The sequence below is a fragment of the Micromonospora sp. NBC_01412 genome, assembly GCF_045040215.1.
GTDB classification, from domain to species: domain Bacteria; phylum Actinomycetota; class Actinomycetes; order Mycobacteriales; family Micromonosporaceae; genus Micromonospora; species Micromonospora rubida.
The window spans coordinates 397,909-424,333 of record NZ_CP109528.1; the positions used below are offsets into that span (position 1 = coordinate 397,909).

Annotated in this window: 20 protein-coding genes and 3 pseudogenes; 2 read left to right on the plus strand and 21 right to left on the minus strand. The window is 69.6% G+C overall.

The window, feature by feature from the left end:
* Positions 1-241: 241 nt before the first annotated feature.
* Positions 242-381, plus strand: a pseudogene (locus OG617_RS01645) (IS5/IS1182 family transposase); the annotation flags it as partial.
* Between the two features lie 392 nt (positions 382-773).
* Here OG617_RS01645 and OG617_RS01650 read toward each other — a convergent pair.
* From OG617_RS01650 to OG617_RS01725, 16 genes and pseudogenes are all read right to left on the minus strand, one after another.
* Complete coding sequence (locus tag OG617_RS01650; RefSeq protein ID WP_405098068.1) at positions 774-1,130, minus strand: hypothetical protein; 357 nt, start codon at positions 1,128-1,130, stop codon at positions 774-776.
* A gap of 46 nt (positions 1,131-1,176) precedes the next feature.
* A complete protein-coding gene (locus OG617_RS01655) occupies positions 1,177-2,277 on the minus strand; it encodes a hypothetical protein (protein ID WP_405098070.1) in 1,101 nt (366 codons plus the stop codon).
* Between the two features lie 34 nt (positions 2,278-2,311).
* Positions 2,312-3,424: a scyllo-inosamine-4-phosphate amidinotransferase gene (locus tag OG617_RS01660; protein WP_405098072.1), complete on the minus strand. Its 1,113-nt coding sequence runs from the start codon at positions 3,422-3,424 to the stop codon at positions 2,312-2,314.
* A 2-nt stretch (positions 3,425-3,426) separates the two neighbouring features.
* Positions 3,427-3,987 (minus strand): MaoC family dehydratase, encoded by a 561-nt coding sequence (locus tag OG617_RS01665; protein WP_405098074.1) that lies wholly within the window; start codon positions 3,985-3,987, stop codon positions 3,427-3,429.
* Positions 3,977-5,218, minus strand: a complete 1,242-nt coding sequence (locus OG617_RS01670) for an aminotransferase class I/II-fold pyridoxal phosphate-dependent enzyme (RefSeq protein WP_405098076.1) — start codon at positions 5,216-5,218, stop codon at positions 3,977-3,979. Before OG617_RS01670 ends, OG617_RS01665 begins: the two co-directional genes overlap by 11 nt.
* 47 nt (positions 5,219-5,265) lie before the next feature.
* Entirely contained in the window at positions 5,266-6,108 is an 843-nt protein-coding gene (locus OG617_RS01675; RefSeq protein WP_405098078.1) for an HpcH/HpaI aldolase/citrate lyase family protein, read from the minus strand.
* Complete coding sequence (locus OG617_RS01680) at positions 6,108-7,145, minus strand: zinc-binding alcohol dehydrogenase family protein (protein WP_405098080.1); 1,038 nt, start codon at positions 7,143-7,145, stop codon at positions 6,108-6,110. Before OG617_RS01680 ends, OG617_RS01675 begins: the two co-directional genes overlap by 1 nt.
* Before the next feature lie 100 nt (positions 7,146-7,245).
* Entirely contained in the window at positions 7,246-8,580 is a 1,335-nt protein-coding gene (locus OG617_RS01685) for a peptide ligase PGM1-related protein (RefSeq protein WP_405098082.1), read from the minus strand.
* A 286-nt stretch (positions 8,581-8,866) separates the two neighbouring features.
* Positions 8,867-9,526 (minus strand): proprotein convertase P-domain-containing protein, encoded by a 660-nt coding sequence (locus OG617_RS01690; RefSeq protein ID WP_405098084.1) that lies wholly within the window; start codon positions 9,524-9,526, stop codon positions 8,867-8,869.
* Positions 9,447-10,718: a proprotein convertase P-domain-containing protein gene (locus tag OG617_RS01695; RefSeq protein ID WP_405098086.1), complete on the minus strand. Its 1,272-nt coding sequence runs from the start codon at positions 10,716-10,718 to the stop codon at positions 9,447-9,449. Before OG617_RS01695 ends, OG617_RS01690 begins: the two co-directional genes overlap by 80 nt.
* Positions 10,719-11,336: 618 nt before the next feature.
* On the minus strand, positions 11,337-12,014 hold the full coding sequence (locus tag OG617_RS01700) for a tetratricopeptide repeat protein (protein WP_405104065.1): 678 nt from the start codon (positions 12,012-12,014) through the stop codon (positions 11,337-11,339).
* A gap of 214 nt (positions 12,015-12,228) precedes the next feature.
* A pseudogene (locus OG617_RS01705) lies at positions 12,229-12,345 on the minus strand (IS5/IS1182 family transposase); the annotation flags it as partial.
* A gap of 204 nt (positions 12,346-12,549) precedes the next feature.
* Positions 12,550-13,041, minus strand: a complete 492-nt coding sequence (locus OG617_RS01710) for a hypothetical protein (RefSeq protein ID WP_405098088.1) — start codon at positions 13,039-13,041, stop codon at positions 12,550-12,552.
* A gap of 425 nt (positions 13,042-13,466) precedes the next feature.
* Positions 13,467-13,817 (minus strand): annotated as a pseudogene (locus OG617_RS01715) (UvrD-helicase domain-containing protein); the annotation flags it as partial.
* 511 nt (positions 13,818-14,328) lie between these two features.
* Positions 14,329-16,401, minus strand: coding sequence for an N-acetylmuramoyl-L-alanine amidase (locus OG617_RS01720; protein ID WP_405098090.1), 2,073 nt, complete (start codon positions 16,399-16,401; stop codon positions 14,329-14,331).
* Between the two features lie 20 nt (positions 16,402-16,421).
* Positions 16,422-17,822 (minus strand): FG-GAP repeat domain-containing protein, encoded by a 1,401-nt coding sequence (locus OG617_RS01725; RefSeq protein ID WP_405098092.1) that lies wholly within the window; start codon positions 17,820-17,822, stop codon positions 16,422-16,424.
* A 428-nt stretch (positions 17,823-18,250) separates the two neighbouring features.
* Here OG617_RS01725 and OG617_RS01730 point away from each other — a divergent pair, with 428 nt between their 5' ends.
* Positions 18,251-19,306 (plus strand): LacI family DNA-binding transcriptional regulator, encoded by a 1,056-nt coding sequence (locus OG617_RS01730; protein ID WP_396675110.1) that lies wholly within the window; start codon positions 18,251-18,253, stop codon positions 19,304-19,306.
* Positions 19,307-19,325: 19 nt separating this feature from the next.
* On the opposite strand, the gene OG617_RS01735 is transcribed toward OG617_RS01730, so the two are convergent.
* The 5 genes from OG617_RS01735 to OG617_RS01755 form a co-directional block, all read right to left on the minus strand.
* Entirely contained in the window at positions 19,326-20,960 is a 1,635-nt protein-coding gene (locus OG617_RS01735; protein ID WP_405098094.1) for a fucose isomerase, read from the minus strand.
* On the minus strand, positions 20,957-22,474 hold the full coding sequence (locus OG617_RS01740; protein ID WP_405098096.1) for an FGGY-family carbohydrate kinase: 1,518 nt from the start codon (positions 22,472-22,474) through the stop codon (positions 20,957-20,959). Before OG617_RS01740 ends, OG617_RS01735 begins: the two co-directional genes overlap by 4 nt.
* A 166-nt stretch (positions 22,475-22,640) precedes the next feature.
* Positions 22,641-23,642: a substrate-binding domain-containing protein gene (locus OG617_RS01745; protein WP_405098098.1), complete on the minus strand. Its 1,002-nt coding sequence runs from the start codon at positions 23,640-23,642 to the stop codon at positions 22,641-22,643.
* 26 nt (positions 23,643-23,668) lie between these two features.
* A complete protein-coding gene (locus OG617_RS01750; protein ID WP_405098100.1) occupies positions 23,669-24,757 on the minus strand; it encodes an ABC transporter permease in 1,089 nt (362 codons plus the stop codon).
* Positions 24,754-26,367, minus strand: coding sequence for a sugar ABC transporter ATP-binding protein (locus tag OG617_RS01755; protein WP_405098102.1), 1,614 nt, complete (start codon positions 26,365-26,367; stop codon positions 24,754-24,756). The genes OG617_RS01750 and OG617_RS01755 overlap by 4 nt, the downstream gene beginning before the upstream one ends.
* Between the last annotated feature and the right edge of the window lie 58 nt (positions 26,368-26,425).

A 26,425-nucleotide genomic window follows, 5' to 3' on the forward strand; every position in this document is an offset into this window, starting at 1 on the left:
GATCCGATCCGGCTTCATCGCCCTGCCGCCTTCCGCATCCGCTCGTCCCACCGCCGTTACCCGCCGAGACGGGAAGATAACCTCGGCCTTTCAAGAATGACCTGAGGCCTTTTCATCGTGCCGGCCCTGGTCACGGCGGATGCGGGGACGCTGTGTCGACACAGGACGAGGCTCCCGGTGAGACAGCAGCCGACCAAGGTCCGATGCACCGGCCGGGAGCCTCGCCGTGTTGTCTGACCCTGCCACGATCCGAGCCCTCGGCGAACGCGCCATCGCCACTTTCAAAGGCTGGAAGGTGCTCAACGAGCTGCGCTGCCGCCCCGCCGAGCCACCGCGGTCGTGCAGGCCATCCTCGTCTTCAAAGCCGCCGAGGACGCCCGCAGCCCACGACGAAAAGGGTGGTCGTCGTGCCCCGGGGCGGCATCCCCCGCACCACCAGCGGCCCGCGGAAACGCGCTGCCCTGAGCGCCGCGTACCTGGATGGGCGGCTCGTCTAGCGGATCCACCGGCATCAGATGCCCTGCTGCGTCGCTCCCGCCCGCTCGGTCGGCTCAACTGGCGGACTCGCCCGTGCTGGGTGCACCGAAGACGAGGCACCTGCCATGCTCGGGCCTGGCGGCGATGGCGGTCCGCCAGGCCCGGATGGTTCAGTCCGCAGCACTGTGTGCCTGCTGAGCCCGCACGTTCGTTCGCAGCCTACGCAGCTCTTCTCGAATCGAGGCGCCCTCCGGTGGTCGCTGGCCCGTCCGATGGCCGGCGCCGCCGACCCTTGGTCAGAACGTCGTGGCGACCCTCTGGGCAATCACACGCACGTCCTCGATCTGCAGCACACCGCCGCTCGGCAGGTTCTGATCGTGGAGGCAGGACACGTCGATCCAGTCCGCCTGCGGCAAGTTGACAAGACCCGGGATCGTCATCGTCCGGTGCCAGCCGTCCCCGCCGCCCCAGTCCTGGAGTTGACCGTTGATGAAGATCAGCGTTCCGCGGGTCCGCATGAAACACCTGAATGAAGTGGGGACATTCAGGCCGTTCGCGATGAGAACGGTGGCCGTGAGAGTCCACGATCCGGCGGGAAGCTTGTTGCCCGGCTGGAGCAGCGCCACCTCGGCCACCCCACCGGCGCGGGTCATCGGCTTGACCGCTCCGGTAGTGCCGGCGCGGTGTCCGGGACCGGGGTTAGGGAAAGAGGTGCCGGTGGACGGAATGCTGACGGAACCCCCCGCCCCGGTACGGAGAGCTGTGGCTCGCCGACCGGGTGCCAGCGTTCGCGGTATGGAGCACCGCGTCGAGGTGGTAATCCGGATGGATCCCGTCCTCGCACAGAGTCGACGTGACGGTCAGGTCGAGCAGGTCACCCGCCTCGACCGGCTGCTCGGTGTCGAACAGCGGAAAGTAGACGGACGCCCAGTTGCACGCCGTCGCCAGCGCGTCCAGTGGTTCCCCGTCCGGCAGGCACCACAGCCGCAGCCAGGTCAGCACCCCGTCCACGAGGCCCGGACGGTCGATGACCAGGCGGACCGAGCGACGCTGCTCCAGCGGCAGGTGCCCGTTGAGGTCGAGAACCTCCACGACCTGACCGGCACCGAGCAGCGCAGCGCGGTCCGGGTGACTGATTCGCAGGCGTACGTCGAACGGCGCACCGTGCCACTCGAAGATGGTCTTCAGGTAGCCGAGCGAGTCTGCCGCGAAGGCCGCCGGAGCGTCGGCGAAGAGCCGTCGGAACGCGACCGGAGCGGCGAGGGTAACGCACCGGTGCGGCACGACGACAGCGTCCGCGGTGAGATGCCGACGCCGCGCGTCGGTCAGTACGGCGGCGGCACCCTCGGCCCCGGCCAGCGACCCGATGATCTCGGCGACGCACACCTGTGCCCGCGGGGAGATGTCGAGTTCGGTGGAGACCCCGCGCAGAAGGCTGATCCGCTCCGCGGCGTCCCGCTCCGCCAGCCACCTTCCGGCTCGGCGGAACGACTCCTGCATCGCCTCCATCGCGAAGACCTGACGGGCGCCGTACCGCACGCTCTCCCGTGCCCAGAGCAGATCCGCGCCGGTACCGATGTCGAGTACCGTCCGGCCGGCGACCAACCGGGCCAGGGCGACGCGGAAGCGCCGGTTGCGCTCCTGGTCGTCGGTCATCTCCGCGTACGCCGCCGCGTCGTAGCAGGGGTACTCGCCGGCACTTGGGCCGAGAGTGGGCACCTCGGGCGCGGTGTTCCGGTACGGGTCCACCAGGACCCGTACCGTGGATCCGGCGATCACCAGGTCGACGGGGATGGTCATCGTGCTCCTCGCTCGGGCCGGGACACGGGGCCGCTCAGTCCAGGTAGTTCTCGGGCCCGCCGACACGGACGGTGTCCAGCGTGACGCAGTGGAAGCCGCCACCGAGCAACTGCGCGTGGCGCAGCCGGTGCGGCAGCACGGTGATCCCGCGCCCCTCGAGCGCGGCGATCAGCTCCGGCTGGTCGGCGTCAACGATGGCGTGCTCCTCGTCGACCATCAGCAGGTTCATGCTGATCCAGTGTTCGCTCAGGGTGGGCGGTCCCACCGCGGACCGACGCAGCGGCGGACACCACAGCACATCCCAGCCACGCAGCGGTTCCGGTATCGCGTCCGGCTTGATCCGGCCCGGGTTGAGCAGCACCAGCCCGGGGCGCAGCAGGGAGATGGTGCTGTCGATATGGGTGTAGCCGTAGATCCCGCGCAGCGGGTGGACCCGGATGTCCCCCAGCAGCCGGACGACGGACTCCAGCCAGCGTAGACCGAGCTCATTGCCACTACGCGACACCTGGTAGAAGAGGTCGCGGCCGAGCCGGAGCACGTTGGCTGCGTCGAAGACCGGTTCGCTCTCCCCCAGGTCTGGCAGACCGTCTGGGTCGACCAGGTACAACTCGTCGAGCAGTCGCGGGCGGGGCGCGGCCAGCCAGGTGGCGCCGTGCAGCAGGTATTCCTGGAAGAGAGGGCGCAGCCCGAACAGCTCGAAGTAGCGGGACCGCGTCGGGCTGGCGGTCTCGATGATGGTGGAGCCCACCACCAGGGTGAGATCGCGCGGGCAGTACGAGGTGAAGCCGGCGCTGCGCCAGTGCGGCGTGGCGAACTCGACGCTGTGGTCGACGATCGCGGGCTGGTGCACGGTCACGCCCAGCCCGTGCAGGCTGGCGCAGAGTACGGCCAGGTCCTCGTTCGTCTCCTCGACGATCTGCGCCGGCACCTCGCCCACCTCGAGCTTGCCCAGCTCGGCCCGGGTCAGTTTCGGAAAGCAGCTCAGCCACGCCGACGGATCGGCCTGCTCCGGGAGACGGATGTGCGTGGCGTCCCCGACGACAATCTCACGGAGCCGGGTGAACTCGTCCCAGGAGTTCACCGCCGGCCGACCGAACGGCTCCGGGATGGACGGGGCTGGCGTAGTGACGGTCCGCTCTGGAGTCACGGTCAGTATCCTGTCCTGTCGTCGATACTGGATTCCTCCGTCGGCACCAGAAAGCTGCGCTCGAAGGTGACAACCACCTCGCCGGTGGCCTTGCGGCCGGTGGTACGGCAGCTCACGATGCCCTCGCCCGGACGGCTTGCGGAGAGCCGTTTGGCGGTCACCTCGGTCTCGGCGTAGAGCGTGTCGCCGGCGAAGACGGGGTGGGGCAGGTGGATCCGGTCCCAGCCGAGGTTCGCGATGGCCCGGCCGCTGGTGCTGCGGGCGGTCATCCCGCCGACGATGCTCAGGGTCACCAGGCTGGAGACGAGTGGCCGGCCCCATCGGCTCGCCGCGGCGTACGCGCCGTCGATGTGCAGTGGTGACGCGTTCATGCTCAACATGCTCATCAATACGTTGTCCATCTCGGTCACGGTGCGGCCCGGGCGGTGCTCGATCACCGTGCCGACGACGATCTCCTCGTAGTAGAAGCCGACCTGTTCGCGGTACCGGTTCTCCCCCACCAAGCGGTAGCCGGTCGGACCGGACCGGTCCGCCGCCGGCCGCCCTTCCTGTTCAGGCCGCATCGGTCAGCTCCCGTACGTGGTCGGCGAAGGTGGCCAGAACCTCCCGGTCGATGTCCGCGCGGATCATGATCCGCAGCCCGGCCTGCCCCTGCGGCACGATCGGGAAGAACACCGCGGAGCTGTAGAAGCCCCGCTGGTACAGCTCCGCGGAGAGCCGGACCGCCCGATCGGTGTCCCCCACGGTGATTCGACGTACCGGCAGGCCGTTGCCGGCGAACGAGGTGGGCAGCAGCTCGTCGAAGTACGCCACGTTCTCCTGCAGCCGGCGCTGCAACTGACCCAGCTCAGGTGAGCGGTGAATGGCCGCGCTCGCCAACGAGGCTCCCACCAGTGGCAGGGCCATGTTCTGCGACCAGCCCACCGGCCCGGCGTGCCGGGCCAGGAAGTCGTACATCGCCGGGTCACCGAGCATGGCCACACCGCCGCCGGTGCCGAAGCCCTTGCCCAGACTGGTGACGATGACGGTGAGCGGGTTCATGGTCAGGCGGGATCGTACGAAGCCCTCACCACGCTCGCCCACCAGCGACAGCGAGTGCGAGTCGTCGATGAAGAGGAACAGCCCGTACCGGTCCTGGAGTTCCAACAGACCGTCCAGGGCAGCGGCGCCGCCCATCGAGTACGCGCCGTCGGCGACGTAGGCCACGCTGGGGTACCGCCTGCAGACGTCCTCCAGGTAGTCCAGGTCGTTGTGGTCGCAGGTGAGGACCAGGCTCTCCTCGGCGCAGATCGGCTTGACGTACGACATGCAGAAGTGGCAGAACCGGTCGAAGACCATCACCCGGGGGCCGCCCGGAGCGAGGTGCCCGGAGGCGACCAGGGGCAGAATTCCGGCGGTGAGCGCGCTACAGGTGGTACCGGGGAGCACCTGGGCGCCGAACAGGTCGCCCAACTCCTCCTCCAGCCGGGCCAGCAACTGGTGCCGGATGCGGGTGGTGGAGGTGACCAGCCAGGTGGCGCCGGCCTCGCGTAGCGCCGACATCGCACCCTCGATCACCGCCGGATGGTGGTTGAGCCCGAGGTAGGCGCAGGAACACATGTTGACGAACTCGCGACCGGTCGCCCGGTCGACGAGCCGGTTGTTCGAGTCGCCCGAGGGCGTGTCGACCCTGATCCCGGTCAGGCCGTGGTCGGCCGCTGCCTGCCAGACCGGGTCGGCGGTCCGGATCATCTTCTCGGCGTTGCGGTACCGGTGCGGCCCGACGACGCTCTGGTGCTCTTCCGTACTCGTCATTTCCCTCTCCCTGCCGATGGGGCTGACGGCTGCTGTCCCGGCGACGGTCAGCCCGATGGGTCGAACTCGTCGAGCAGCCGTTGGGATGCCTCGAAGAAGGGCCGGCCAACCATCACCCCGTCGACGGTGGTGATGCCCTGGCCGCTGCGATGGCCCGCGGCCACCACCCGCCGGGCCGCCTCCAGCGACTCCGCGTCCGGTGAGAAGACCTGGTTGATGATGGCCACCTGGCGTGGGTGCAGGGCGATCTTGCCGCTGAACCCGAGATCCTGTGCCAGGATGGCCTCCCGCCGCAGCGCGGTCAGGTCCTGTAGTTGGAAGGTCGGCGAGTCGATCGCCTCGACCTCGGCCGCCCGGGCGGCGTTCACCACCCGGGTCCGGGCCTGCGCCAGCGGCCCCCAGCGCAGTTGGGTGCCGAGAGCGGACGCGTAGTCCGCGGATCCGAAGATCAGCGCACGCGGGCGGGGGGACGCCGCCGCGATCGCCGCGGCGTTCTCCACCCCACGCGGCGTCTCGATCACCGCGCACAGTTCGAGGTCCGGGCGAACCGGCCGGAGCAGGCGCGCCACTATCTCGACGTCGCGCGGCGATTCGACCTTGGGTACCAGCACGATGGATGGCTTGACCGGATATTCGCGCAGAGCGAGCAGGTCCCGCATGCCGTCCGGTTCGGTGATCACGTTGACCCGGACGGCGCACCGGCGACCGGCCGCGCTCTCGCCGGTGAAGAACGCGCTCGCCCGGATCCGGGCCTCGGCCTTGGCCTGCGGCGGTACCGAGTCCTCCAGGTCGACCAGGCAGATGTCGGCTCCCGAACGGTGGCAGTTGGCGTACCGGTCGACCGCGATCGCCGGTGTGCAGAGCATGGAACGGCAGTACCGGGTGAACATCACACCTCCCGGCGTACGTCGATGAGAACCTTGCCCGTGGTGGCCCGGGCGGCGACCGCCGCGTGCGCGGCGCCGACCTCGTGCAACGCGACCGTCCGGTCGACGTGAACCGTGAGCCGACCCCGCGCCGCCAGCTCGAAGAGCCGATCGGCGACGCCGCACAACAGCTCACGGTCGTCGACCACGTGCCGCATCCAGAAGCCGGCGCAACCGATGGAACCCTGGGCCAGCTGCGCGGTGGTCACCGCGACGACGCCGGTCGGGTCCTGCGTGCCCGCCGGTTCGGCCCCGGCCGGCACAGCACCGCCGCCGACGGTTCCGGGATCGTTCTGCGTTCCGGGACGCCAGCCCAGGCAGACCAACCGTCCGAACGGCGCCAGGCCGGCCAGGGCGGCCCGGGCCACCGCGCCGCCCACCGAGTCGACGAACAGGTCCACGCCGGCTCCGCCGGCCGCCGCCCGCACCTGGTCGGCCAGCTCCGGGTCGGCCGGGTCCAGCGCCACGTCAGCGCCGAGCCCCTTGACGAACTGCCGCTTCACCGAGGTCGACGCCAGCCCGATCACCGGTGAGGCGCCGAGCGCCACCGCGAGCTGCACCGCGAGGTGCCCGACACCGCCGGCCGCGGCGGAGACCGCCACACTCTCCCCGGCCCGCAGCCGACCGGCCAGCGACAGCGCCCCGTACGCGGTGCCGCCCTGCTCGAACAAGCCGAGCGCCTGCGCGTCGTCGATGCCCGCCGGGATCTCCACGGTGTACGCGTCCCGGGCCGCCACCACCTCGGCGTACCCACCACCCTGGCGTAGCAGCGCGGCCACCCGCCGGCCGTCGGCCCGTCGGCGCCCAACCGCCTCCACCCCGAGCACCGCGGGCAGCGGCAGCTCCGGCTGAGCACCGGCAGTTCGCTCCAGGTCGTCGAAGTTGACCCCGGTCAGCGTCACGTCGATCAGGCTCTCCCCCGCGCCGGGCGACGGTTCGGGTATCCGCTCGACGCGTAGCGCTTCCGGGCCGCCAGGTCGGCGCAGGACCACCGCCCGCATCCGCCGGCTCATCGCGACCGTCGGCGACCGATGCGGTTCGACCTGATGTGTACCGGCCCCCGGCCACAGCTGCGGGTCCGTCCCGAGGACGTGGCGCGGGTCATGACGACTGGTCCACGAAGAGTTCGCCCAGCCTGCGGTGCAGCTCCTCCGCCGCCTGAAGATCGTCCGCGATGGCGCAGCAGGCGACGGTACCGTCCCCGTCGACGTCGTTGGAGGTGACCACGACTCCGGTACGGCTGGTCGGGTCGTAACCCAGGCCGGCCGCCGCGAGCCGCCCGATGGCCGCCGTGAACGACGGCACGGCCCAACCGTCGCGTTCCAGGAAGACTCGTTTCTCCCGGTAGCCGGGATCGACCACGCGGCCATCGAGCACCAGGTGCACGTGGGTGGAGCCGGTCAGGCGACAATTGGTCTCGGTGAAGAGCACCTGCCCGTCCGGGGTGAGGATGGCGTCGGCGCTGACCACCCCCCGGTAGCCGAGTACGCGTAGGGACTCGACCAGCCGTTCGGCGCCGTCGAGCAACTCCGCTCTGGTCTCCGCGTCGATCGTCTGCGCCGGCAACACCGCGCCGATCGCCAGCGGCTCCATCAGCAGCTCACCCACCCCGATCAGCTGGGCTGCCTCGTCGGTGACGATGAACTCCGCGTAGACGGTGGTGGAGCCGGGGAAGAACCGCTCCACCACCAGCCGGTGCGCGCGGCCGGCGGTGAGCCACTCCCAACGCCCCTGAACGTATGACAGCAGCCCGGGACGGTTCGGCAACACCACCACCCGGGGTGCGCCGGTCGGCACGACGCCATCGGTACGGCTGAGGATCTCGTTGCCGAAGCCACCACCGTTGAACTCCAACTTCACCATCACGCTGTGGCCCTGATCGAAGAGGTCAGTGATCGCCTCCAGCGCCTGTTCCGGCCGGGTGACCACGGTGCCCGGGGCGAGTGGCACTCCGGCTCCGGCGGCCAGCGCCCGAAATCCGGCCTTGCTGTTCACCAGCGCGTCGCCGGCCTGGGCGCTGAACGGATAGCCGGGTAGGGCCGCCTCGGCGGCCAACGCCCGGGCGAGTCCGGTGACGGATAGATCCTTGTAAACGGCGACGATCTCGACCGGCGGCCGGTCGCCGAGGGCACGGCGAAGATCGTCCAGGAAGCTCGGATCGGTAAGCCGATCCGGGGTGAGGATGTCCGAGCCGAGACTGTCGGGTGGGGGGACCACGACGGTCAGCGAGGAGGCGTCGGTTCCGGTCAGGTGGGTGACGTAGGTCAGATAGTCCGCCGGCGGGGCGAACGGCAACACCAGTACGTCGCCGTCCCGGGCGAACCAGAGCATGCGCTGCGCGACGCAACCACCGCCCCGCAACTGGTCGGGGGTCAGTGCCGCCAGATCGCCGACCATCTCCCAGGTCCGGCTGTTGCCGATGATCAACGTCGTCATGACCGCCCCATCACTGTCGGCGGCATCCTCGGGCACGGCTCCGCCCAGCCGGAATCAACCGACAGCTGAGCATGCGACAGGAGACAGACCGGGTCACCGCCATGACCATGGCATTGACATATGGAAATCTTTGAAATCCGCCGATCGACACGCTACCGATCAGTGCCAATGATCACAAGAAGTGATTCGACTCGCACGTACCGTAGCGGCCGTCCGGTGCCGCGCCCTTGGGGCGGTCGAGGTCCCCTACGCCGGGGTCGGCAAGCACCCCACCCCGAAATACCCGCTACTCGGCGCCGAACTGGATGCTCCAGGCGTCGATGACGCCGCCACTGTTGCCGGAAACCGTGTCCCGGGCCTGGAGCGCCCAGCTGCCGTTGGCAGTCTCGGCCGAGGCGTCCACCCAGTAGGTCGTCCGCACGTGGTCGCCGGCGTCCCCGTCGGGGACATCCTCCAGCAAGTACACCGTGCCATCCGGTGCCACCAGGTGCAGCACCAGGTCGCCACGCTGAGGGTGCCGGAGCGTGACTCCCACCCGCAGGCCGGCTGGCACGGCACCGGCGACACCCGTGATCGAAACCGTGGACTCCGCGATGCCGTTGTCCACGGTGGGTACGTCATCGGTGTTCTCGAACCGGGTGCCCGGAACGGCGGCCGGCACGCTGGCGAGGCTCAGGCTCCAGCCGTCGATCGTGCCGGCGTTTCCGGCGACGGTGTCGGAGACCCGCAGCCGCCAGGACCCGTTGGCCTTCTCGGCCGAGCCGTTGACCTCGTAGCTGGCGAACACGTCGTCGCCGGTGTCGGCATTCGGGATGTCCTCCAGCAGGTACGCGGTGCCGTCCGGCGCCACGAGGCGCAGAATCAGATCACCCCGGTTGGGATGTTTGATGTCCACGGCGACCCGCAGGTCGGCCGGCGCGTTGCCGGCGATGCCGGAGACCTGCACTCCGCTCTCCGTCGACGAGTACCCGTCGTCGGTGATCGCCATGTCGCTGCCGTTGGCGAACTTGGTCGTCACTCCGGGGGCCGGCGGTGTCTGGCTCACCGGGGACCACAGGCTCCACGAGACGATCCCCACGGTGCCGCTGGTGCTGTTGCGCTGCACTGCACTGCACCACCAGCTTCCACCGCCCGTTGGCCACCTCCGCCGAGGCATCCACCGTGAACGTCCCCGGCATGGCGCTCGCCCCGTCATGCACCACGTACGCCGACCCGTCCGGCGCCACCAGCGAGACCTTCAGCTCGCTCACCCAGGCGTACGACGTACTCATCGTCAACCGCAGGTCCGACGGCGCGTTCCCGGGCACACCCGTCACCTGCACGTAGCCGCTGCCGTTCGCACCGACCACGGGGCTGTCAACAGTGAACGACCGGCCGCGCTGCTCCGGCCAGGCCGCTGCCGGCTCGAGCGCCAGGCCCCACGACTCGATGGCGCCGGCATCACCGGCCACCGTGTCCTCCACACGCAGCTTCCAGGTGCCGATGGCCGCTTCGGCCGTGGCGTCGACCAGGAACACCGCGGGCAGCGCGGGCTTCCTGTCGTGCAACGGGTACGCCGTACCGTCCGGCGCCACCAGGGTGACGACCAGTTGCACCGGCTTCGGGTGGGTGATCTTCGCCTGGACCTGCATGCCATTGGGGGCGTTGCCGGTCACCCCGGAGACCGTCAGGGGACTCTCGGCGGTGGCCAGGTCGACCACCGGTACCCGGGCGTTCGTGCTCACCACCTGGAACTCCGACGCGGACAGGCTCCACGCGTCGATGACTCCGGTGTCGCCCCACACCGCGTCCAGGACCCGGAGCTTCCACACCCCGTTCGCGATCTCGGCGGAGCCGTTGAACGTGTACGTCTTGGCGACGTTGTCCACGTCCCCGGTGCCGGTGAGGTCGTCCAACAGATAGCCGGTGCCGTCCGGGGCCTGTAGGTACAGGGCCAGGTCGCCGCAGTGGGTGTGGGTGATGTCGACCGACACCCGCCAGTCCTTCGGGCCCATGCCGGTCAGGCCCGACACCGTGACGGGCGACTCCGACCAGCCGTCGTCGACGATCGGCACGTCGGTGGTGTTCTCCACCTTCCAGCCGGCCGGGAGCGTCGCCTGCGCGCTGGGCAGGATCTGGATGCTCCACTCGTTGACCACTCCGGCCCAGTCCGTGCGGTGAATTCGCCGTCGACAATCGCCACGTCGAGGCGGTCGAGCAGGCCCGCAGGGAGCCTGGTGACGACGAACTCGCGGAACGCGTCGGCGGTCGTACCCGCCATGTCGCCGCACCCACAGGTGCGGCCATCCAGGACCGCACCGAGGTGGCTGCGGCCGATGATCGCGTCCGGGTGTACGGGATCCATGACGGCCAGGCCCTCCTCCAGGACCGTGCGGGCCTCCGACAACCGTGCCTCATGCTGAAGGAACAGACCGAGGGCGACACAGGCCCGCCCGACCATGTCATGGTCGGTGCCGCGGCGCGCCTGGTCCACTGACTCGGTCAGCCGTTGCTCCGCCAGGCCCACCTGGCCGGCCTCCTTCAGCGCGAGACCCCAGTTCCGCAGCACCTGACTCAGCAGCTCCGGACGATCGATGTGCTCCGCCCTCCCGTGCGCCGACGCATACGTGCCCAGCGCCGCCTCGGCCTCGCCGGCCTCGTCCTGGGCCATCGCCAGGCCGAGCGCCGCCATCAGCGCCTCCTCCTGCCGGCCCTGGCGGTCATACGAAGCGAGCACGCGCTCGATTGCATCGACACGCTCCGTTGGGTCACCGAGATTACGGCCGAGGTTCGCCAGCGCGGACAAGGCGTTGAGCGTCGCCTGGTGGTCCGGGCCGAGCCGCTCCTCCACGGCGGCGACCAGGGAGGTAAGCAGGGAACTGGACGCCGGATCGTCGTGGTCCAGCATCTGGGTGACGACTCGCGCCACCTGCTCGACGACCCCGTCCGGCAGTTGGTGCAGGCCCACGAAGAGCGACTCGCCCGTGCCACCGGCGTGCACAATCGCCGCTCGCAGCCCCCAACGCGGAGGCCACCCGCTCGTGCCCGTTGCGCCACAGGTTGGCCACCGCCTCCTCGACGACCTGCCGGGCCTCTGCCACGTCGCCACGCTGCCGCAGCAGGTCCGCCAGCGATTCGAGGCCGAACGCGTACCCGGCATGCTCGCGACCGTAGAAGGCGAGCCGCTCCTCAACGCCTTGGCGCAACTCCGTCTCGGCCTCGTCGAGTCGTCCCGCCATGCGCAGCGCCAAGCCCAGATTGAGTCGGTAGGTCAACTGGTCCTTGCGGGACCCGTGATCGCGCGGCGCCGCGGAGACGGCACGGCGGTAACACTCGACCGCGCGATCGAGTAGATCGGCGTTGAGCAGCACATCACCGAGGTCGCACTGGGCAGAGGCCCATTCCGGGCTGCCGTGACCGTGTTCGTCCGTGGCGGCCTGCAGCTCGCGCGTCATGAGGCTCTCGGCGTCGCCCAAACGACCCTCCCGCAACAGCGCGAAGGCCACCTCGACCGAAATGAGGGGTGTCGTCACGATCCGCAAGTTTAGGGCCCGCCCCTACTGACGTTCGCGTGTCCCTGGGGACAACAGGCCAAGGCTAGACCGACTCATCGAGAGTAGCGATTACGACACCATGGACGTCAGCGTGTACACCGACCTCCTCGGCGAGTAGGCCGACGGGAGCAGGGTCGGCGTGGGCGTGGGTGCGAGCCTGCCGCCAGGCGATCAGGCGGGGTGCGATCAGGGCCCAACGGGCATCGGACGGATAGGCACGCCGTTCGGTCATGGCGTACGGCGTCCGCATGCCGGCTGGGCGGACGTCATGTCCGTCGATGTCGGGGTGAAAGTGGACCAGACACGATCGCGGGAAGCCCTCACGGAAGCCTCGGCGGCTGCCGGAAGGAAGGCCTCGCACCACCTGGTGCGAGGCCTTCCTTCCGTTGGCTGACGCCCTACGCCAAGACGCTAGGTGCGCCCGCCGTCATACTGGCTAGAAGGGGGGCGGAGTCGATGCGCAGTTCACATTGACGGCGTCGATCTGGTTCTTCAACGTGAATTCCCACTGCTGATATGAAGGCACAGTTCCCCAGTTGACCCAAGCGCTCCCGGACCAGTTGTACACCGTAATGCTGTTGCCCTGAGTCCGTGCCGAATTTGCCCAGTTACTGTACGCGTTAAGGGCCCACCAGCCGCAGCCGTTCAGGACGACCGAGTCTCCTTCACCACCGTCGAGGTCGTACAGGCAGGGGTATCCGGGAGTGCATTCCCACGCCTGGGTAGAGAAATCACCAGGGACGAACTGCGGGTGTCCGCCTGCCAGCACCGCCGTGTTAGGTGGTGTCGACGGCACCCTTGCCGACGTCGATGCGCTGCCGGTCGGATTCACCCCGTCCGCGTGCGCGGCTCCTGCGGAAGCAGTGGCGCTCGAGACGATCAGTACGGCGATCGCAGCGAGTTGTTTAAGGAACCTGGTTCTGATCACAGCGCCCTCCCCGTTCTCCCAATTTGGCTGGTGGCTTTTGCATCGACCACCGTCAGCATCCGAATGGTACACACATTGAGAGCGAATTACTACACATTGCTGTCACCCAGGCACTCTGGGTAGCCTACGAGGCGGTAGCCACGGCGCGGCGTGCCTGGTCGTCGCACGGCCGTGGACCTGGACAAGCGGGTAGGCGACGCCGCCGGCGTCAAGGCCACCACCCTCAGCCGGGAGTGGATCGAGTTGGGCTGACCGAGATGGGGCACAGCGGCCCGCGCCCCTGTCCGCGCTGCGTCGCGCAATTCGCCCACGCCCCCGATACTGCAGTGCCGCCAGCATCGCCACCTCCCCTCGGGTCTGTGACCAGGGGCGTGACCACAGAGAATCAAGTGCGCGGTCTGCCGGCAGGTTCGGCTCGTGGGTTGTTCGGCGACGAGCGACTCGACGTTTTCCACCGCCGGTATCGGCCCCGATCGAGCCGAGCGGTGGCCGGTGGCCTCCGCCTGCTCTTCGAGGTCGACGAAGTCGCCGCCGTCGAGCACCGCCAACGCGTAGCGCAAGTCCTGTGCGGTAGTGCGGTAGTTGAGGGTGAGCCGCTGCGAGCGGCCGACAATCTTGATGTCATGCCGGCCCAAGACGGTTCGGTTGCCATAGATGCGCTGGTGGGAGTCCTCCGCGATGAACAGGTCGTCCGCACCCTCGACGACCAGGGCGCGCAGCATCTGCCAGTGCGTCGGCGACAGGTCCTGGCCTTCGTCGACGAGCACGTGGTCGCTTTGCTGCCGGTGGCCGTCAGGCGGGCGGCAGCCGCAGTGAAGTCGAGCGCTCGCGGACCTGCCGGTGCCCGCCGAGGATTCCCGTACATGGTGGCGATCGAGCCCATATACACGCCCTGGTCCAGCACCGCCGCGTAGATCTGCACCGGAGCGGCATCGACGAGCTCGGGACTTTCAGCAGTCGCAGAACTCCCTCGCGTTCGGCAATGGTGAGCGCGTTCGCAGGTCGTGACCGTGACGGCGGGCACCGATCCCGATCGGCGCCCGAACGCGCAATCCCGGTCAGCCAATTCGCGTCCCATGTCGTGGTCCCCGCGCGGCAGGCGTCCATAGCGCCTGCCGCGCCCCCACTGCCGTCGGCCGCGACGATCTCAGTCGAGGGGTCTGTGGATCTAAAGGTGTTTCCGGCCTGACCCGCCGGGTGTTCCGCCGCGCGGGTTCGTTTATCCGTCGGCAGAGTGCACGACGGAGCGCCGGCCCGGTTCGGCCGGCGCCCCCTATGACGCGCTGTTCAGAGCGTGGTTTCGCCGTTGAGGCCGAAGAAGTCGTGCCATTTGGTGCCGCTGGTGAAGGTGGTGCCGGTGGAGAGTCCGACGTAGACGTCGTTGGTGTTGCCCTTGGTGAAGACGATGATGTCGTCTTTGCCGTCGCCGTTGACGTCGGCGAGGTAGGGGAACTCGCCCGTGATGCAGAAGAAGTCGTTCCATTTCACGGTGGTGCCTACGAATCCCGTGCCGTTGGAGACTGCGGCGTACACGTCTGCGTCGGCGTTGCAGGTGAACGTCACGATGTCGTCCTTGCCGTCGCCGTTGATGTCGCCTACTCGTGGTTGCTCGGTGCCGACGGCGAACAGGTCGTGCCACTTCTGTGGCTGGCCGAAGCCGGTGCCGTTGGAGAGTGCCACGATCACGTCTGCGGCCGAGGCGGGTCCTTGGGTGAAGGTGATGATGTCGTCTTTGCCGTCGCCGTTGATGTCACCCGCCGCTGGGTACTCGCCGGCGATGGAGAAGAACTCGTGCCACTTCACGCCTGGGCCGAACGAGGTTCCGGTGGACAGTGCCACGTAGACGTCACCTGCGGCGTCGTGGGTGAAGGTGATGATGTCGTCTTTGCCGTCGCCGTTGACGTCACCCACCGCGGGCACCTCGGCGCCGGGTGCGAACCAGTCGTGCCACTTGGTGGAGTTGGCGAAGGTGGTGCCGGTGGAGAGAGAGACGTAGACGTCGCCGAGCGTGCCGTGGGTGAACGCCACGATGTCGTCCTTGCCGTCACCGTTGAAGTCTCCGGAGAGCAGGGTCTCGCCGTTGAGGCCGAAGAAGTCGTTCCATTTCACGGAGGTGCCGGCGAAGGATGATCCGGTCGACGAGGAGACGTAGACGTCGTTGAGCGAGCCCTGGGTGAACGCCACCACGTCGTCGCGGCCGTCACCGGTGAAGTCCGTCGGCGAACCGGCGAGGTACTTGGATCCGGTTCCCACGCCGCCCTGGTTGACCAGCGAGATGTAGTAGTTCCAGTTCCAGTTGGGGCCGGGGTCGGTGTGATCGTTGCCGGGGATCTCGTTGTGGCCCTTGATGGCGGTGCGGTTCTTCGGGAGGCCGTACTTGTCGCACAGGTAGCGGGTCAGCGCCGCCGACGACCGGTACATCGCGTCGGTGAACCACGCCGGGTTGTCCACGTACCCCTCGTGCTCGATCCCCACCCCGTACGCGTTGCCGGCACGGGCGTGGTACGCCGTGTCGCCCTCGCGCACCATCTGGGTGATCTCGCCGTTGCTCGACTTGATCACGTAGTGCGCGCTGACGCCGGACGACGGGTTCTGGAACCAGCTGATCGTGCCCGCGTACGAGCCCTGGGTGACGTGCAGGATGACGGTGGTGATCCGGCTGGACCGGCCCGCGCCGTAATTCGCGCCGTTGGCCGCGACCCACCGCGCCGGGCCGTACTCCGGCACGGCCGCGGCGGCGAGGGCGTTCGACGGCGCGGTGCCTGCGGGCGCCACCGCCGCGTAACGACCGCGCTCCGGCTCGACCCGGTTCGGCCGCACCGCGACCGGACCAGCGATGCCCTGCTGCAACAGGTCGTAGACGTGGTCGGCGTACAGCCGCGCGGTGGCGTCGTTGACCGCCCCGCCGTACGTGGCCACGATCGGGTACCAGGCGGTGACCCGGTCGCGGTCGGCGGCCGTCAGGCCCTGCCCGTCGGCGAGGTCACGCAGGACGGCGGCACCGCCCCGGATGTTCGCCGAGGTGGTCGACTTGAGGTTCGCGATCGACTCGCCGGTCAACGTGGCCGCGCGTTCGAGGCTGCGCCTGGTGGGGTTGCTCACCAGGTGCATCACGCCGTAACCGTTGGCCTGGCTGGGCTTGCCGTCGTGCGAGTCGAGCCGGGACTCGCCGTACCCGACAGCGACCAGCAGGTCCCGGGGCACGTCGAACTCACGCGCCGCGCGGTCGAAGGCGGTGTCCGCCGTGCTGCGGGTCGGAGCGGCGGGTGCCGGCGCGGGCGGGCCGGCGATCGCGCCAGCGAGCGCCGCGGCGATCAGGGTGACGGCACCTCGGCGCCAACGGGGCCATGTTCCTGTCATCGGGGTCTCCAGTTCGCGGGTCACAGGGTCGCCTCGCCGTTGAGACCGAAATAGTCGTGCCACTTGACGCCGGCGGCGAACCCGGTGCCGGTCGAGAGCCCCACGTAGACGTCGTTGGTGGCGCCCTTGGTGAAGACGACGATGTCGGCCTTGCCGTCGCCGTTGAAATCGCCGAGGTAGGGGAACTCGCCGCCCAGGCAGAAGAAGTCGTTCCACTTCACGGTGGTCCCGACGAAGGCGCTGCCGTTGGACACGGCGGCGTACACGTCGGCGTTGGCGTCACAGGTGAAGGTCACGATGTCGGCCTTGCCGTCGCCGTTGATGTCACCGACGCGGGGCAGCTCTGCACCGACGGCGAACAAGTCGTGCCACTTCTGCGCGCCGCCGAAGGACGTGCCGGTCGACCGGGCGACGATCACGTCGGCGGCGGCACCCTGGGTGAAGGTGATGATGTCGGCCTTGCGGTCACCGTCGACGTCCGCCACCACCGGGTACTCGCCGAAGGGGCTGAAGAACTCGTGCCACTTCAGGCCCGGGCCGAAGGAGGTGCCGGTGGACAGCGCCACGTAGACGTCGCCAGCCTGGTTGTGGGTGAACGCCACGATGTCGGCCTTGCCGTCGCCGTTGACATCGCCGACCGCGCCGATCTCCGCCCCCGGGGCGAACCAGTCGTGCCACTTCTGGCCGCCACCGAAGGACGAGCCGTTCGACAACGCCACGTAGACATCGCCGGTGTTGCTGTGCGCGAAGGTCACGATGTCGTCCTTGCCGTCACCATTCACGTCGCCGCTCGACGCGGTCTCGCCGCCGATGGAGAAGAAGTCGTTCCACCGCACGGAGGTGCCGGCGAACGCGGCGCCGGTGGAGCTGCCGACGTAGACGTCCGCCAGGGCGTTCTGGGTGAAGGCGAGCACGTCGTCGCGGCCGTCGCCGGTGACGTCGGTCGACGATCCGCCGGCGATGGCGTGCGTGCGGGTGGCCTCGTTGAGCAGGCTCCGAGCCTTCGCCGCGACCTGGTCGTAGCGGTCCGGGAAGCCGGAGCGTTGCACGCACTGGGCGACCTGTCCTGCGGTGAAGCCGGGATTGTTGCGGTCGCAGACGATCGCCCGGGTGACGTACTGCGTGCTCGCGTAGACCGGGTCCATGATCTGCTCCGGCGTGCCCCACCCGTAGTCCCAGCGCTGCTGGAACACCCCGAGCGAGGACTTGTCCCCGCAGGGCAGATTGTTCATGTGCGACTCGACCCAGCCCGCCTCGAAGGCGGAGAGCAGCACCTTGTCGTTGGCGTTGTGGGCACGGGCCACCCGGTACACGATCAGGGTGACCGCGGGGTCGTGGTTGGCGGGGACCGACGAGCAGGCCAGGGTCCCCATCGGGGCCGCCTGCACTGGCGCGCCCACGACCACGGCCGCCACGGCCATGCACAGAGCGAGAGGTACCGCCAATAGTTTTGTCTTCACGATGCTCCTCATGAGAAAACGGCATGTGGGGTTGGGGGTTTGCGTTGACGGCCGCGAGGACGGCAAGAAATCGATTGCTGAAAGTCTGGCCAGCATTTTCATGACTGTCAATACCTGCGGAAAGTGTTGCCGCCTCGGTGCGACAGTGGTGGGAGAATCCGCCACGGATCGGGCCATCCCGCCCGTCGTGGCCGATGGGCCGGGGCGTCGCGGCGGCGGCGTCGGTCGCACGCCGGGCGGCGAGGACCCCTCAGCCCGGAAATCGATTCCACCGCGTATAGGATCGCGGGCGGTCCCAGGTGATGAGTCGACCTCGCCCGGTCCGGATCAGGTGGGAAGCCTTATCGCGACGGGCGGTCCCTGCGCGAAGATTGACTCGGGGGTGCCGGATGACAACCATCTACGATGTGGCCCGCAGGGCTCGGGTCTCACCTGCCACCGTCTCCCGGGTGCTGAACGGCCGTGCCTCCGTCGACCCGGAGCTGGCCGCCCGGGTTCGGCAGGCGACACAGGAACTCGAGTACCGCCCCAACGCCGTAGCCCGGAGCCTGCGTCGGAGCCGGACCAGCCTGTGGGCCGCCATCATCTCCGACATCGGCAACCCCTTCTTCACCTCGATGGTCCGAGGCGTCGAGGACGTGGCGCAGGAGGCGGGCTTCTCCGTCGTCCTCTGCAACGGCGACGAGAACCCCGAGAAGGAGGCGAGTTACGTCGCGGCGGCGCTCGCCGAACGGATGGCGGGGGTCATCATCTCGCCGTCGGGCCGACCGACGTTGATCAACCGCCTGGTCGAGGCGGGCATCCCGGTCGTCGTCATCGACCGGCAGCCTCGCGGCATCGCGGTGGACACGGTGCTCGTCGACAACACCCACGGCGCGGAGTTGGCCACCACGCACCTGATCGACAATGGATACCGCCGCGTCGCCTGCATCACCGGCCCCCGTCGGATCTCCACCGCCATCCAGCGGCTGCGGGGCTACCAGCGGGCGCTGAGACTGCGCGACCGGTCCGTCTCCGAGCAGCTCGTCCGACACGCCGACTTCCGCAGGGACGGCGGGTACCAGGCGATGTCGTCGCTGCTGGACGCGAGCGAGCCGCCGGACGCGGTCTTCGTCGCCAACAACCTGATGACCGTCGGTGCGGTGGAGTGCCTGGTCGACCGCGGCGTCGACGTGCCCGCCCGGTGCGGCATCGTCGGCTTCGACGAGATCCCGTGGGCGCACTTGGTCCGCCCGTCGCTGAGCACCGTGGCCCAGCCCACCTACGACCTCGGCCGGGCGGCCGCCGTGATGCTCACCGAACGCATCGCCGATCCGGCAAAGGCGCCCTCGACCGTCGTCCTCCCCACCGAGCTGCGGGTACGGGACAGTTCGAGCCGGTCGCCTGGGCCCCGGCAAGTATGCTCTGGGGCCCGGCGTACGGCGGATGACGCGACGTCGGGGTGAGCGGCGTCGCGCCCGCTGGTCAGATCCGGACGTCACCGCACAGGTGCACCCGCATGCCGAGCTCGGCGAAGAGCGCGGCCTTGACCCGCAGCGCCCGGTCGGCGGTGGCCGCCTCCGGCGCGTAGACCACGTTGAGGTGGTTGGCCTTGTGCCGGGCCATCAACTGGTCGCGACCGACTCCGTGCAGCACCGCGTGCATGATGGGCCACTGCGGGGTGGTGGCGTCGAGCCGCCGCCGGGTCTCCGCCTCGGGCAGTTCGACCACCGTTCCCCGGCCGAGATCCACGTGCAGCACGCCGTCCATGACGAAGACCCGGGACCACACGATCTCGCCGGGCTTCGACACGCCGCTCAGGGTGCCGCCGCCGAGAGGGAAGTACATCGGCGGCTGACGCATGCTGTAGGACCGGTCGTAGCCCCCGTTGTGGGACGCCGGCACCGAGCCGGAGATCTCGAAGACCCACACGAAGTCGTCGCCGTACCGTTCCCCCCACCGGATGTCGTGCAGCGTCGTGGCCGGGTCCAGCCCCATCGCCGTCCAGATCCGGTTCGTGACCAGGGAATCGACGGCAACGCCCTCGTCGACCTCGTTGAAGTGCGGCAGCGCCGCGCCCGCGTACAGCTCGCGGGAGCCGTCACGACTGTGCACCGGGGGCCGTTGCACGTTGTTGAGCAGCCCCTCGGCGAGGTCGCTGGCCGGGACGACGTCCTTGAGGCCCTGCTGGTACTGGATGCCCACCGCGTCGAGGCCAAAGTCGTCGGCGATCCGCAGGGCCGCGACATACATCTTGAACTGGGTGAGCAACTGCGCCTCGGTCAGCTCGGTGGCCTCGTCATCGCCGGTGTGGAAGGTCATGCCGGCCTCGTCGAGCCAGGCCCGTACCGCCTGCGCCTCCGCGTCGGGCACCTGTCCCATCTCCGCCACTAGGGCGCTCTGCGAGAGTCGCTCCTTGAAGATGCCCATCGGGTTGAGTAACTCGTCGTCGATGATGGCGTTGTACATGCCCATGCAGCCCTCGTCGAAGACACCGATGATGGCCCGCTCGGCGACGAGCTGCCGGGCGAGGGCGACGCCGAGGGCGACCTCGGGGTCGGGGGACAACGCCGGCAGGTCCCGTACGTGGCTCTCGTCGTGCGTCAGCTCGCCGGCCTCCAGCCAGCTGCTCAGCCCGTCACGGGCCCACGCGTCGGTGAAGTCCTCGCTCCACAACGCCGAGTAGCGCACCCCCGCCTTGGTCAGGCTGCCGGCGAGGTTGAGCAGGCCGACCAGACCGGGGAACTCGCCGCTCCAGTTGGCCACCAGCAGGATCGGCCCGCGGTGCCGCCGCAGGCCGGCCAGCACGTGGTGGCTGTACTGCCAGACCGCCTCGACCACGATGAGCGGGGCGTCCAGCGGGATCGTCTTGAAGACCTCGATCCCGGCGCGCTGGCTGTCGATGAACCCGTGACCGGCGGCCGGGTCGGCCGCGTGGCCGCGCTCGACCCGCCATCCCAGTGCTGTCACCGCGGCGGCGAGGTCGTCCTCAAGCTTGCGCTGGGTCGGCCAGCAGGTGACGTTCGCGCTGGGCCGCAGGTCGCCGCTGGCAACCGTGTAGACGGTGCGCGGGGCGGCGACCGGCGGCTCCACCAGCACGGGCATGGCGTACGTGTTCACAGGGTGACTCCCTCGGCTGACTCTTCGGGTGCGGGGTGGTGCGGCGCCGGTACGCGGCGCTGCCGGGCGTCCAGCGCATGCGCGACCGACAGCGAGCCGGCATACAGCTCGTGGTACAGCTGGTACAACTCGTCGTAGTCCGCCGCCAACTCGACGCGCGGATTCCGGGTCTCCATGATCGGGTTCCAGGCGTCGATGGAGACCGCGTGTTCGATGCCGGCAGCCAGGAAGGCCGCGCCGTAGCTGGCTCCGATGGTCTGCGTCGGAATCTGCTGGGCACGGCCGGTGATGTCCGAGACGATCTGGGTCCACAGCGCGCCCTGGGTGCCGCCACCGACGGCGACGACACGCCGCACGTCGCCCCCGGCCGCCTCCATCGTCTCGATGTTGTGTCGCACTGCCAGACCTGTCGCCTCCAGGGCTGCCCGGTAGAGGTCGCCGCTGTCGTGCGACAGGGTCAGACCCGCGATGACGCCACGGGCGTGCGGATCGAGAATCGGCGTCCGCTCGCCGGCGAAGTACGGCAGCATCAGCAGCCCCCGAGCCCCGGGCCCGGACCGCTCGGCGCGATCGAGCAGCTCGGGATAGCCGGGAGCCTCGAAGAGGTCGTGCAGCCAACCGGTGATCGCGCCGGAGGTCGCCATGCCCCCGGCCAGGTTGCGGGTGCCGGGCAGGGCGCCGACCGTGCCCCACAACGCCGGGCTGGTCAGCCGGTGCGGGACCGTGTGCACCAGGAACATCGTGGTGCCGTACATCAGCATGAGATCGCCGACGTCCTGCGCGCCGACGCTGATCGCCTCCGACCAGGCATCGATGGTCCCGGTGATGACGGGAACGCCGCGCGGCAGACCCGTCGCGGCGGCGGCCTCGGCGGTCACCGTGCCGGCGGTGTCTCCCGGCCAGCGCAGGGGCGGCAGTGACAGCTCAGCAGCGATCAGGTCGGCCCACGGCCGGTGCCACTGCTGCGAGTCGGTGTCGTAGAGCGGGGTGCACTGGCTGGCCGAGTGGTGGTCGAGCAGGTACTGGCCGGTGAGCTGGTACACCAGCCACGAGCTGGGCATGAAGAGCCGGCGGGCGCGGGCGAACACCTCGGGTTCGGCGTCGGCGACCCAGGCGAGCTTCGGTCCCACCGCCTGGCTGGACAACGCCGAGCCGCAGCGCCGCAGGATCTCGTCGGGGCCGAGGAGGTCGTTCAGCCGGTCGATCTGCGGGGTGGCCCGGGTGTCGACGCCGTACAGGATCGCCGGCCGCAGCGGGTTGCCATCGGCGTCGGTGAGCAGGACGCACGGGCCCATGCCGCTGACCCCGACCGCCACGGCCCGCACGTCGTCCGGGGCCAGCAGGTCCCGGGCGAGGTCGACGAACTCCTGCCACCAGAGCCGTCCGTCCATCTCCACCCAGTCCGGCCGCGGACGGTCGACCCGGTGGGTCAGCGTGCGCGAGCGGACCACCCGCCCGTCGAGGTCGACGAGGACGCCCTTGCTACTGGAGGTGCCGATGTCCACACCGAGCACGACCGATGTCCTAATGCCGGCGGAGCCGGTCGTCGAATGCTGGATCAAGCCCTCTCCCGCTGCTTTCCGTCGCTGCGACCTGGCCGACCGACGCCCTCCGCGCCACCGCCGGCCCGCCTCGCCGCGCCCGCGTACCCTGCGGCTACGCGGGCGCGGCCGTCGTCGGTCAGGCGCCGCCGAGCCTGGCGTACGCCTCGGCCGCGTTCTCCTTGGTGATCTGCATGGTGTCGAGCGTCGTCGAGCGCGGAACATCCTTCGCGCAGTCGACCAGGAGCCGCTTGGCCAGGTCCACCGCCTCGCGACCGCCCGTGGCGTACTGGAAGGTCGCGGCGAGCCGGCCCTGATCGACGGCCTTGATCCCGCCGGAGGGCACCGGAAGCGCGTCGATGCCGGTGAACTTGATCTTCGTCTCGACCCCGGCAGCCTTGGCCGCGAGGTAGGCGCCCTCGGCCATCGGGTCGTTGTGCGCGTAGATGGCCGCCACATCCGGGTGTGCCTTGAGCAGCGCGTCGGCCACCGACTGTCCCTTTTCGCGCAGCCAATCACCGGGCTGCGAGGCGACGATCTCGATCTTCGGGTTGCTCGCGATGCCCTCGCGGAAGCCCTTCGCGCGCTCCGCCGCGGGCGTGGCACCCGGCAGGCCCGCGATCTCGATCACCTTGCCCCCCTGGGGCAGCAGCGTCTTGGCGTAGTACTCGCCGGCGGCCCGGCCGATCGCGACGTTGTCGCCACCGATGAAGGCCGTGTACCCCTCCCCCTCGACCTTGCGGTCCAGCACGATCACCGGGATCCCCTGGTCGTACGCCCGCTTGACCACGGCGGTCAGCGGCTTCGCCTCGTTCGGCGAGATGATCAGCAAGTTGATCTTCTGGGTGAGGAAGTTCTCGACGTCGGCGACCTGCTTGCTGTTGTCCTGCGCGGCGTCGGCGACGACGACTTTGAAGCCGGGAACGGCTTTCGCCGCCGTCTCCACGTCGTTGTTCATCACCTGCCGGTACGGCTCGGCGTTGTTGGCCTGCGACATGCCGATCAGGAACTCCTTGCCGGAGCCGCAGTTCGCGGCGTCGCCGGAGCCGGCCTGGTCGGATCTCTTCTCCACGCTGCACCCCACGGCGGCGACGAGCGCGCCGGTGGCCAGCAGGGCGATAAGGGCGGAACGTTTACGCACGGGAGGATCCTCCGTTGTCGAATCGGTCAGGCGACGCTGCGCCGCAGCTTCTGCAGGGCGGCCGCGGCCACGATCACCAGGCCCTTGATCAGCAGTTGCACGTTGGCGTCGATGTTGTTGAGTGCGAGGATGTTGTTGAGGATGCCGAGCAGCAGTGCGCCGGCGAGGGTCCCGCTCATCGAGCCGGACCCACCGGCCAGGCTGGTGCCACCGATCACCACCGCGGCGATGGCGTCCAGCTCGTATCCGGCCCCGTCGTTGGGGCTGCCCTGGTTGAGCTGCCCCGCGTGCACAATGCCGGCCACCGCCGCGAGGAGTCCGGCGATAGCGAACACCGCGACCTTGACCCGGGTGACCGGGACGCCCGAGAGCCGGGCCGCCTTCTCGTTGCCGCCGATCGCGTAGACGTGCCGGGCGAACGCGGTCTTGCGCAACACGACGGTCGCGGCGACGCCGACGGCGATGAAGAGCACCGCCGGCACCGGGATCACCCCGTTGATCGAGCCGTTGAGGATCTCGAAGGCGGGCGGGGCCTCCTTCGGCCCGTCGCCGTAGGCGATTGGAATGCCGAGCCCACCGGACCAGATCCGGGCCAGGCCCCGGGCCACCTGGAGGCCGGCGAGTGTGACGATGAACGACTGGATGCCCAGCCGCGCGGTCGCGTATCCCTGCACCGCGCCGAACACCGCGCCGATCACCAGCACCACGGCGATCGCCGGCAGAATGCCCAGACCGGAGTCGACCATGAGGGTGGCCGTACCGACGGCCGAGAGCCCGAGGATCGCCCCGACCGAGAGGTCGATGCCGCCCAGCAGGATCACGAAGGTCATGCCGACCGCGATGATGCCGATCTCCGACACCGCGCGCACGATGTTGCCGAGGTTGCCGGTGGACAGGAAGAGGACCTCACCGTTACGGCTGGGCGAGGCGACGATGGCCAGCGCGAAGACGACCAGCAACGCGAAGAAGCTCTGTGCGGCGAAGAGACGGTCGACCAGCTCCCGCCGGCTGCGCGGGCGACGGAACCACCGTCGTACGCTCTCGCCCACGCCGCCGGTGACGGGCGGCCCCTTGACCCCGGTGGGCTCCGGCGTTGACACACCCGTGCCGGTCATCGTGCTTCCCTTCCGGCGGGAGTGCCGCCCATCGCCGCCGTGAGGATGTCCTCGCCGGTGCAGCAGTCCGTCTTGAGGTCGGCCACCGAGCGCCCCCGGCGAAGCACCACCACCCGGTCGCAAACACCGAGCAGTTCGGGCAGTTCCGAGGAGGCGAGCAGGATGCCCATCCCGTCGTCGGCGAGGCGGCGCAGCAACCGGTAGATCTCGGCCTTCGCCCCGACGTCGACCCCGCGGGTCGGCTCGTCCAGCAGCAGCAGCCGCGGCTCGGCGAGCAGTTGCCGGGCGAAGACGACCTTCTGCTGGTTGCCGCCGGAGAGCGCACCGACCGGCGCCACCGGCGAGGGCGTCTTGATCGAAAGTTCGGCGATTTTCTGCCGCACCGCGGCACGCTCTCGCCGCCGCCTCACCACCCCCGCCGTCGTCACCGTGCGAAGGGCCGTCAGCACGATGCTGCGGCTGACGGGGTGTCCGAGGACGAGCGCGGCTCCCCGCCGGTCCTCGGGCACGAAGCCGACCCCGGCACGCAGTGCCGCCCGAGGGCTGCGCGGAGCATAGGGGCGGCCGGCCAGCAGGACGGTCCCGGCGCGTCGACCCTTCGGTCCGACGCCGAAAAGGGTTTCCAACAATTCAGTGCGGCCGGCCCCCATCAGGCCGGCCAGGCCGACGATCTCACCCGGGCGCACGGTGAGGGACACGGCGGCCGGCTCCGAGCGACCGGGCCGGCGGTTCCTGGGCCGTACGGTAAGGCCGTCGATCGCCAGCAGCGGTGCCCGGCCCGCATCGTCCATGCCGGCTTCTGCGCCGGTGTCGCCCCCGTCGACCGTCTGAGGGCCGATGTCCGGGTGGGGATGCGCGCCCGCGTCGAACAGCGACTCGCCCGCCCGGCCCACCATCATCGAGATGACCTGCCCACGATCGACCTCACCGGGCCGGGCGATGCCGGCGACGGCTCCGTTGCGTAGGACCGTCAAACGGTCGGCGACGACCTCGATCTCCTCCATCCGGTGGGAGATGTAGACGATGCCCACGCCCCGCGCCCGCAGGCCGTCGATGGTGGCGAAGAGCCGCTGCACCTCGGCGTCGGCGAGCGCCGCCGTCGGCTCGTCCATGATCAGCACCCGGGCGTCGAGCGAGAGCGCCCGGGCGATCTCGACCAACTGCTGCTCGCCGACGCGCAGCGAGCCGACCGGGCGGCGCGGGTCGATGTCGGCGCCGAGTTGGCCGAGCTGTTCCCGGGCGGTGCGGACAACGGCGCGCTGGTCGAGCGTGCGCAGCCAGGTGCGGGGTTCGCGTCCCAGGACCAGGTTCTCGGCCACCGACAGCGCGGGCACCAGGTCGAGCTCCTGGTGGATAGTCGCGATCCCGGCCGCCTGCGCGGCGGCCGGGCCCGCAAACCGCACCGGTGTGCCGCCGACGGCCACCTCGCCCTGGTAGTCGGTGATGACGCCGGAGAGGACGTTGATCAGGGTCGACTTGCCCGCCCCGTTCTCGCCGAGCAACGCGTGCACCTCACCCGCCCGCACCTCGAAGTCGACCCCGTCCAGGGCGACCACGCCGCCGAACCGCTTGGTGACGCCGGCCATGGTGACGACCGCGTGATTGCCCACGACACCCCCCTTTAAGTCGAATTCCAGAGCGAAGAGGAGTTCTGGCTACCCCGTCAAG